The sequence below is a fragment of the uncultured Campylobacter sp. genome (genome assembly GCF_937997405.1).
In the GTDB taxonomy this organism is placed as follows: domain Bacteria; phylum Campylobacterota; class Campylobacteria; order Campylobacterales; family Campylobacteraceae; genus Campylobacter_B.
Map to the genome: position 1 here is coordinate 1 of NZ_CALKTL010000011.1, position 9,031 is coordinate 9,031.

6 protein-coding genes are annotated in these 9,031 nt (G+C 45.6%); 3 read left to right on the plus strand and 3 right to left on the minus strand.

All coding sequences use genetic code 11. The features are described from left to right. The 3 genes from Q0372_RS00550 to Q0372_RS00560 all read right to left on the minus strand — a co-directional run. On the minus strand, positions 1-4,097 hold a 4,097-nt coding region (locus tag Q0372_RS00550; RefSeq protein WP_298101365.1), incomplete at its 3' end, for an ATP-binding protein. Between the two features lie 165 nt (positions 4,098-4,262). Then, positions 4,263-6,065: an excinuclease ABC subunit UvrC gene (gene uvrC, locus Q0372_RS00555; protein ID WP_298101367.1), complete on the minus strand. Its 1,803-nt coding sequence runs from the start codon at positions 6,063-6,065 to the stop codon at positions 4,263-4,265. Beyond that, the gene (locus tag Q0372_RS00560) at positions 6,046-6,456 is read right to left on the minus strand and encodes a hypothetical protein (protein ID WP_298101369.1); all 411 of its coding nucleotides are present in this window, start codon (positions 6,454-6,456) and stop codon (positions 6,046-6,048) included. The genes uvrC and Q0372_RS00560 overlap by 20 nt, the downstream gene beginning before the upstream one ends. 27 nt (positions 6,457-6,483) lie before the next feature. On the opposite strand from Q0372_RS00560, the gene Q0372_RS00565 reads away from it, so the two are divergent. Genes Q0372_RS00565 through Q0372_RS00575 form a run of 3 tightly spaced genes read left to right on the plus strand, consistent with a single transcriptional unit; the run spans position 6,484 to position 8,884 of the window. Beyond that, positions 6,484-6,684, plus strand: a complete 201-nt coding sequence (locus Q0372_RS00565) for a hypothetical protein (protein WP_298062169.1) — start codon at positions 6,484-6,486, stop codon at positions 6,682-6,684. Between the two features lie 54 nt (positions 6,685-6,738). Beyond that, entirely contained in the window at positions 6,739-8,274 is a 1,536-nt protein-coding gene (guaA, locus tag Q0372_RS00570; RefSeq protein WP_298101371.1) for a glutamine-hydrolyzing GMP synthase, read from the plus strand. A gap of 1 nt (position 8,275) precedes the next feature. Further along, positions 8,276-8,884: an NAD(P)H-dependent oxidoreductase gene (locus tag Q0372_RS00575; protein ID WP_298101373.1), complete on the plus strand. Its 609-nt coding sequence runs from the start codon at positions 8,276-8,278 to the stop codon at positions 8,882-8,884. Positions 8,885-9,031 lie beyond the last annotated feature (147 nt).

Genomic DNA, 9,031 nt, shown 5'->3' on the forward strand with positions numbered 1-9,031 from the left:
TTGCTGTGACCCATGTTGTTACGCACGCGGCAGCATCTGCTGCAGCAGAAGCGTTTATCACCGATAAAATTATCTAGCATTTGGGCTAAGATATCCTTTTTGATCGGCTTGGTGCAGTATTCGTCAAGCCCTGCTGCCATAAATTTCTCTCTATCGCCCTTTAGCGCATTGGCAGTAACAGCCACGATCGGGATGTGGCGGAGATTATTCTCGTGCTCGTATTGTTTGATCTGTTTTGTAGACTCGATACCGTCCATAACAGGCATCGAAATATCCATAAATATGAGATCATAGTCGTTATTGGCTTTTCTGGCTTCTAGCGCCAAAAGTCCGTTTTCGACTATCGTCAAATTCATATTAAAGCTATTTAACGTATGCTTCATAAGCTTTTGGTTGATCTCATTATCTTCCGCTATAAGAATTTTAGCGTTATATTTTCTATTGACCAAAGGTACATTTTCATCGGCAGGATTTCGCTCTACCGGCACTTCAACCTCTTCTTCGACTTCGACATCCTCTTCGACCATAATGGTTTCTTCCTGCTGCTCGTCTTCGTATACGGTGACGGGCACCTCGACCATCTCCTCTTCCTCAGGTTGTGGGATAACTACCGGTTCGACTTTTACGCTAACAGGCTCGATCTCTGGCTCTTCGACATGGACGTTTTGAGTAGCAGGCTCTACCTTTGGAATAGACACCGACTCCGGCTCAATACTCGGCTCTTCGGCAGGAATATTTTGAACCGCTGGTTCTACTACTGGCGTTACCGGTTCAGACTCGATATTTGAAGGTCCCTGTTTAACCTCTTCAAGTTTTGGCTCTATAGGTTTTAGTTCAGGCTCAATTGCTACCGGCTCTGGCTCAACAGCGATAGGTTCTGGTTCGATTATCTTTTTAGTCGGAATTTCAGGTTCTGAAAGTTTAACATTTGAAATTTCATCTTCATGAGCAGAAACACTTGAAGTATCAGGCTTCGAAGCTTTAGCGATAGGAATTTCAGACTCGGTTTTAACGGCTACCGGAATTTCTTCTTCTACGCTTGGAATTTCAACCTTTTTGGCAGGCTCTTGCACCTTGGCACTCGGTTTGATATCCGAAAGATCGATCTCTATATCAGGAATTTCAATCTCGGCCTTAGGCGTCTCAACCTTAGCCTTTGGAATTTCTATTTTTGTAGGCTCAACCTTTACTTCTTCTTCCTCTTTTTTGATCTTAGGAAGCTCTATTTTGATATCGGAAAGATCGATGCTAGGAGTTTCGGCTTTAGGAGCCTGGGTCTGCGTCGCATGTGTTTTGAGTCCCACAAAATCATCAGGGATTTCCAAAGATATAGGCTCATCGATATCGGTCTGAGCATCCTTTGTGCTTGAAGGCTCTACCTTTGGCTTTCCTGCGTGTGGAATTACTATTTCAGGAATATCAATATCGATCTTTGGCGATTCAGGCTCTGTCTTTTCAATCTTAATATCGTTCATAGGCTCGATATCTATAGGCTTAATGACCGGCTCTTCTGCTTTAGGAGCTTCTTTTTTGAGCTCTTGAGCAATACTAGGCTTGCTAACAGCCTCCTCTTTATGCGTAGAATGAGCTTCGGCGTCATGCGTACGCCTTCTGCTTTGCAAGATAGCGCGTAGCTCGTCAGCCGATGAAGCAGTGGCATGTCGTAATTCATCAAGCTTGTTGATAATAGGTCTTTCTTTTACTACCGGCTCTTCCATAATCATTTCATCAAGGGCGATAGGCTTTTCTACCTCGGTATCCAGCTTAATCTCATGCGTCTGTGGAGCAAAATCCGATCTACTTAGAGCAATTCCGGATTTTGAAATTTTATCTAGCGTCTTAACGAATTTGGTTAAGTTAAAAGGCTCTGTAAGGGTAAAAATTTTGGAATTTGAAATACTAATACTTTGAAGCTCTTTTGGCTTAAGAGTTAAAATCGTAGGCATACTCAATATATCGCTAACCTCGCCGTAATTCTTAAATCTAGTGATAAGAGCGTCATATTTGTTATTATTTTGCGCTGAGCGGAACTGCGCATTCGTATTAAATATCGAAATTTTACCACCTAGCTTGCTGATGTAGTTTTTAACGATATCATTATACATCGTATCGGCGCTATCGGCTAAAAGCGCAAAATTTAGCCCTTTGATGCTTTCAAATACTACGTCCGCATCAGTTTTTTGTGTCTCTTTAAAAGCAAGGGTAAAGTAAAATCTAGTACCTTTTCCTACGGTAGATTTGACCTGAAGCTTACCGCCCATCATCGCTACGTATTTCGACGAAATCGTAAGTCCAAGACCTGTTCCACCATATTTACGCGTGATTGTAGAGTCAGCTTGAGAGAAGGCGTTAAATACATTTGCGAGCTTATCTTCAGAAATTCCAATGCCGGTATCTTCTACGCTAAACGTTACGATCGCCTCTCCCGGAGCTTTGCTAGGCTCTCTTAAAATTTCAACTACGATAGTACCGTGCTCAGGCGTAAATTTGACAGCATTGGACATGAGATTGATAAGAACCTCTTTGATCTTCGTAATGTCGCCGTATAGGTGGTGCACGAGTGTAGGATCGATGTAGAGCAGGATGTCGATATTCTTTTCGGCAGCCTTGGCAACGTAAATTTCAACTGCGCTTTCAAAGTCTTGGATAGGATTAAATAATATATCCTCAAGCTCGACCTTATTGCTCTCGATCTTAGAGACATCCAAAATGTTATTAATGATCGTTAGAAGGTTTTCGGACGATTTTTCGATGGTATCAACGTAATCCCGCTTCTCCTCATCCAAATCGGTATTTTTAAGAAGCTCCGTAAAGCCGATGATGCCGTTAAGCGGCGTCCTGATCTCATGCGACATATTGGCTAAAAAGATCGATTTTGCCTTGTTGGCATCCTCCGCAGCGCCCTTTTGATACGCAATCAGATCGAGCGCATCCTCGATAAGCGAATATGCCTTGTTAACACCCTCACTAGTCCTAACGTCGATATGCTCGTGCTGATTCGTCAAATCGCCGATTCGGCTAAGCACGTTGCCGAGGTCGGTAACATTCTGTCTTAAACGTCTTGTGATACCCAAGGCAAAAACGACCAAAATAGCCGCTAAAACCCATATACCAAGAGCGATAAATAGGTTTCTTAGCCTTTGCGCTAGGTAAGTATCGGCATGCGTCGCAAGCTCAGCATTGATCTTTTCAGAAATTTCGCTTAGCTTTTTATATTTAAGTGTAGTAGAGGCAAACCACTCTTGAAAAGGCACGCTATAGTGTCCTTCGTCCGCTTCTTGCTGCAATGTGGCTGAAATTTTAGCAGTCTCTCTTAATGCGTTTTGAAATTCCTCTCCGTCTAGAATTTTTAAAATCGCGGCTCTAGCATCCGATTCCGGCAAGAAGTAGTAATTAGGAAGCGAACTAGATAAGTTGAAGCTAGCCCAAGTCCTTAGCTGCGCCTGATTCATTGCCTTGCTACCGATGATGTATTCGATAATATAGTCGCGCTCCGATGCAGTGGCATCCATCGCCTCATAAGTATTAAGTAATGAAACCGTCCAAACGGTGATATTTGAGCTTACAAGACCTTCTCTTAGCACTCGTTGGATTGTTTTTACATCATCATCGAATTTTTGAAAATATGAGCTGAAAAGCTCACCGAAGCTTTTGCTTTGAGCATCGACATCCCTTCTTACCTGCGGAAGCTTGTCTAATAAACCGTCTATATCGGTCTCGGCAGCCAAAAGCTCGTCATTACCGGTGCCGTAAGCGAAAATATCAAAAATAGTCTTTTTTACGACATTTTCGCTAATATTTTTGCTTTCTTTGTACTTTGCAAGCGCATCGTCGGTTTTTTTGCGTTGACCCGATAGAAGGGTTCCCATACCGGGGTTTCCCTCGCTACCCAAAAACGCCGAAGTGATACCGCGCTCTTTATCTACCTGCTCTACTAACGCTGCGAGATCGCTGTTTTTAGCAATTTGCTGCTGCAAAATTCCCACTCTGGCGTAATCCTGCAAAGAGATAAACAAGAAATATGATGCAAACGCGAAAATCAAAAGTAACGGGATACCGCTAACAAGTCTCAAAGCACTTGTAGTATTTAAATTCATACAAAATCCTTCAAAGCGCAGCTTACGCGACGTTAAATTTTATTCAACCGGAGAAACGAAGTCGCTTCCGTCACGCTAGGCGGAGACGATTTAGCCGTCCTGCAAAGTTAATGGGTGATTTTACTAAACAAATCTTTAAATATAGCTTTTTGCGTTAGGTTTTCGTTAATGATTGTTTAAAATTTTTTCCGCGGTCTGGATATTCGTAAGCGATCTGATCTCATCGAAGCTCGCCCCATAAATGCTCTCAAAATCGCCATAAAAGTCCAAAAGCTTCTTCAGACTTCCCTTGCTAACGCCCAAGCTTAGCAGTTTTGAGCTTTGCAGATCTAGTTTGCGTTTGCTCTTTTGGTGAAACGAGATCGCAAAGCGGTGCGCTTCATCGCGCAGACGCTGAAAAAACTGCAATTTTTTATCATCCGTTGGTAGCGAAAAAATCCCGCCCTTAGTGCAAATTTTATCTTTCGCAGCCCCCTTTGCGCGGTGGGCTTTGGCGTCGATCTTTTCCTTAGAGATAGCGATTATATCGACGTTTGCTCCGACACTTGAAATTATTTCCTCCGCCAAGTTTAGCAGAGCCGTTCCGCCGTCGATGAGCCACAGATCGGGTGCGGCGAGCTCGTCAAATTTAAGCGCGCGGCTAGTTAGATACTCGCACATCTGATCGTAGTCGTTATTTGAGCTAAGGTGCTTGTGGCGGTAGTTTTGCTTGTTAAACTCGCCATCTTGAAAGCTTATCATAGCCCCCACGGCCGCGGCGCCGAACATATGCGAATTATCGAAAACCTCGATATTTACAGGCAAATTCGTAAGATTAAAATAATCCTTCAACTCCTGCAAAAATGCGTAATCGTGCGTTTTTAGATGCTTTTTGATATTAATCTCGCAGTTTTGATATGCAATCTCGCAAATTTTACGCTTCTCGCCGATTTTTGGCGCGTAAATTTTAAAGGCTCTTTCGTGCCGTTTGGATAAAATTTCGCATACCAGATCCGCATCGTCAAACTCGTCGTAAACGTAAATTTTAGCGCACGCCACGGGAGCCGCGGCCGGGAAGGCGCTTAAGATCATCTGCTTGTAAGCGTTTGCGATATCATCGGCGCTTGGGGCTTTGCAGTTAATTATATGCGAGCTTGAGGCTGAAATTTTACCCTCGCGTATACTAAAATGCACGGCGCAGACGAGCCCATCGCGCGCAGCAATCGCAAAGACTTCGAAATCATCGAGCTTTGCCAGATCGACCTCGACCTTTACGTTCATCTGTTTTAAAATTTCGATCGTATCGCGGATCTGTGCGGCTTCCTCGAAATTTTCGCTCTGCGCAAGCCGCGCCATCCGATCCTGAAGTTGCGGCACCATCTTTTGCGGATTTTTCAGAGCCGCAAGCGCACTCTGCACGATATGCGCGTAATCCTGCTTTGAAATTTTATCCTCGCACGGAGCGGTGCAACGCCCGATCTGATGGAACAAACAGGCCTTTTTGCCCTTAACGCAATTTTTCTTCTGCACGAGCGGAAACTGCATGTAAAGCGTCTGCAAAATTTCCTTCGCGCCGTGAAAATAGGGACCGAAGTATCTGATGTTTCTGCCCTTTATGATCTTTCGCGTAATCTCAAAGCGCGGAAAGTCGTCGTCTAAATTTACATATATATAAGGATAGGTTTTATCGTCTCGCAGCAAGATGTTGTACTTGGGCTTGAGCTGCTTAATGAAGGAATTTTCTAGTATCAGCGCGTCGCTCTCGCTGGGAGTTACGATGTATTCTAAATGCGCCGCCTCGCTTATCATCTTTGCGATGCGCGCGCTTAGGCGGGGGCTCGGCGCGAGAGCGGGCGTGAAAGAAAAGTAACTTTTGACGCGATTTTTTAAAATTTTTGCCTTGCCGACGTATAGCAGCTTGCCCGCGGCGTCGAAGTATTGATACACGCCGGGTGCGGCAGGCAGACTCTTAATCTCCTCTATTAGCAAGGATCAGCCCTCTTATCTCTTCAAAAATTTTATAAATTTGCGGATCTTGGATTTTATTCTCAAACTCCCCTTTTGCGCGCTCTGAAGATAAAGCGTTGCCGTCCCGGCGCAAATGAGCTTTATAAATTTGCGCCCTTCTTCTGCTCATTACTCTATCTGCGACGAAAAATTTTATATCGCGCACGCCGCAAAGCTCCGCCGTCTCTCTAGCGGCTACGAAGCGCTTTAATACGTCTTTTATTAAATTTATATTACTATCGCGTTTTAGTTCGCAAAGCCCCGCCGGGTGCTTCGCGGCTATCATCAAAATGCCATCTTTGACGTAGATGAAAGCGATCAGCCTTTGCCAACTAAGCGGCAAAATCGCTAAAAACTCGCCTCTTTCTCGCATCTTGGCATATAAAGGATCTTTTCTGATATGAGCTATTATTTCTCTTGCATTTTCCATAAGCGGATTTTAGCATTTTTTATCTTAGTTTTGCTTAGCGGCTGCGGATACAAAGCGCCGCCGTTTTACTCGGACGCGGATGAGCAAACCGTGAACGCAAAGGCATCCGCCGCGGATGGCAACAAAACAAACGGCGCGAAAGGCAGCGTTAGAATTTTACGCGATAAATAGCCTACTTTTAGCTTTGCTTTGTTATACTTTTAAAAATTTTTAAAAAGGAATTTCATGCAAACGGCAGACATTTTAGTGCTGGACTTCGGCTCCCAATACACCCAGCTGATCGCTAGGCGCTTGCGCGAACAAGGCGTTTACACCGAGCTGATCGCATACGACGCACCGATCGATAAGATAAAAGCGAAAAACCCCAAAGGCCTTATTTTAAGCGGCGGACCCGCTAGCGTTTACGCCAAGGATGCGTATTTTTGCGACGATAGAATTTTTGAGCTTGGAATTCCAATTTTAGGCATCTGCTACGGCATGCAGCTCATCGCGCATAAATTTGGCGCTAGCGTAGTACCTGCGGGTAAAAAAGAGTATGGCAAAGCCTCTTTGAAACTGCTTCGTGCTAGCAAGCTATTTGGCGGCGTGGAGGATAACTCGATCGTTTGGATGAGCCACTCGGACAAGGTCGAGAGCCTGCCGGAGGGCTTTGAGGTGATGGCAAGCTCGGATGAGAGTGAGTGGTGCGTATTTGGTGACGAGACCCGTAAAATTTACGCGCTGCAGTTTCACCCCGAGGTCTGCCACAGCGAGTTTGGCGATAGAATTTTAAAAAATTTTGCCAAAGAGATCTGCGGAATAACCAGCACTTGGAATATGGGCAGCTTCGCCAAAGAGCAGATGATCAAAATAAAAGAGCGCGTAGGCAGTGCTAAAGTACTTTGCGCGGTAAGTGGCGGCGTGGATAGCTCGGTCGTAGCGGCGCTTTTGGCGCATGCGGTGCCGCAGAGCCTGATAGCGGTTTTCGTCGATAACGGACTGCTCCGCACAGGCGAGCGTAAGGCGGTAGAGGAGATGTTTAGGCTCAAACTCGGCGTGAGCTTAGACGTGATCGATGCTAGCGAGCTATTTTTAAGTAAACTAAAAGGGGTGGTCGATCCGGAGCAAAAACGCAAAATCATCGGCGCTACCTTCATTGAGGTTTTCAGCAAAGAAGCGGCAAAATACAAAAACGTAAAATTTCTAGCCCAAGGCACGCTCTACACCGACATCATCGAAAGCTCCGTCGCAGGCTCAAGCAAAACGATTAAAAGCCATCACAACGTAGGCGGCCTGCCTAAGGATATGAAATTTGAACTGATCGAGCCTCTGCGCGAAATTTTTAAAGACGAAGTGCGCCAGCTGGGGCTTGAGCTAGGTCTTTCGCGCGAAGTCGTTTTCCGCCATCCATTCCCAGGTCCTGGCCTTGCGATCCGCATAATGGGCGAGGTAAATACGCCAAGCCTTGAGCTACTACGCAAAGCCGACGTGATCCTGCGCGACGAGCTAAAATCAAGCGGCTGGTACAACAAAACGTGGCAGGCGTTTTGCGTGCTGCTAAACGTGCACTCAGTAGGCGTCATGGGCGATAACCGCACTTACGAAAACGCCGTGTGCATACGCGTAGTGGACGCCAGCGACGGCATGACGGCTAGCTTCTCGCGCCTGCCTTACGACCTGCTAGAAAACGTCTCTCGCCGCATCATAAACGAAGTGGACGGCATCAACCGCGTAGTTTACGACATCTCGAGTAAACCGCCCGCAACGATAGAGTGGGAGTAAGATGAAACAAATCTGCATCATTTTAGCGCATCCTTACGAAAGAAGCCTAAATGCGGCTATTGCAAACGTAGCGGTAGAAAAGCTGCAAAATAGCGGCTACGAGGTTAAATTTCACGATCTATATAAGGAGAAATTTAACCCGATCCTTAGCGGCACCGAGCTCGTTAGCGACGAAAGCGACGACGAGCTTTTAAAAGTGCATCAAAAAGATATCGTAAGCGCCCACGGCATCGTGATTGTCCATCCGAACTGGTGGGGCGAGCCGCCCGCTATCCTCAAGGGCTGGATTGACCGCGTGCTAAGGCAAGGAGTAGCTTACGATTTTGCGCCGGGCGATAATGGTGGCGGGCTTCCGATAGGGCTTTTAAAGGCTAAAGCCGCCGTAGTTTTCAACACCTCCAACACTCCCAAGGCCAGAGAAAACGAGATATTCGGCGATCCGCTGGAAAGAATTTGGAAAAACTGCATTTTTGATTTTTGCGGCGTGAAAACCTTTGAGCGGCTGATGTTTAGAGTGGTCGCAGATAGCGACGAAGCTGAGCGAAAGGTCTGGTTAGAGCAGGTAGCGCAGACGCTGGATAGGTACTTTCCGAAGCAGATATCGCTTTAAATTTAAAATGCGCTGCTCGCAAAATTCGAACGGCACAGAATTTGACCGCTTGTTTTAAACAGATACGCGCCGAATTCGCTCGCACATTTGGCGCAAAATCTATGAAATTTAGGAGGCAATCATGCTTAGATTAATCGCTGTGATGGC

Bases quoted from the DNA above. Each gene is read 5' to 3' on its own strand.
- Q0372_RS00560 (WP_298101369.1), bottom strand. From the start codon at position 6,456: ATGCGAGAAAGAGGCGAGTTTTTAGCGATTTTGCCGCTTAGTTGGCAA.
- Q0372_RS00565 (WP_298062169.1), top strand. From the start codon at position 6,484: ATGAGCTATTATTTCTCTTGCATTTTCCATAAGCGGATTTTAGCATTT.
- guaA (WP_298101371.1), top strand. From the start codon at position 6,739: ATGCAAACGGCAGACATTTTAGTGCTGGACTTCGGCTCCCAATACACC.
- Q0372_RS00575 (WP_298101373.1), top strand. From the start codon at position 8,276: ATGAAACAAATCTGCATCATTTTAGCGCATCCTTACGAAAGAAGCCTA.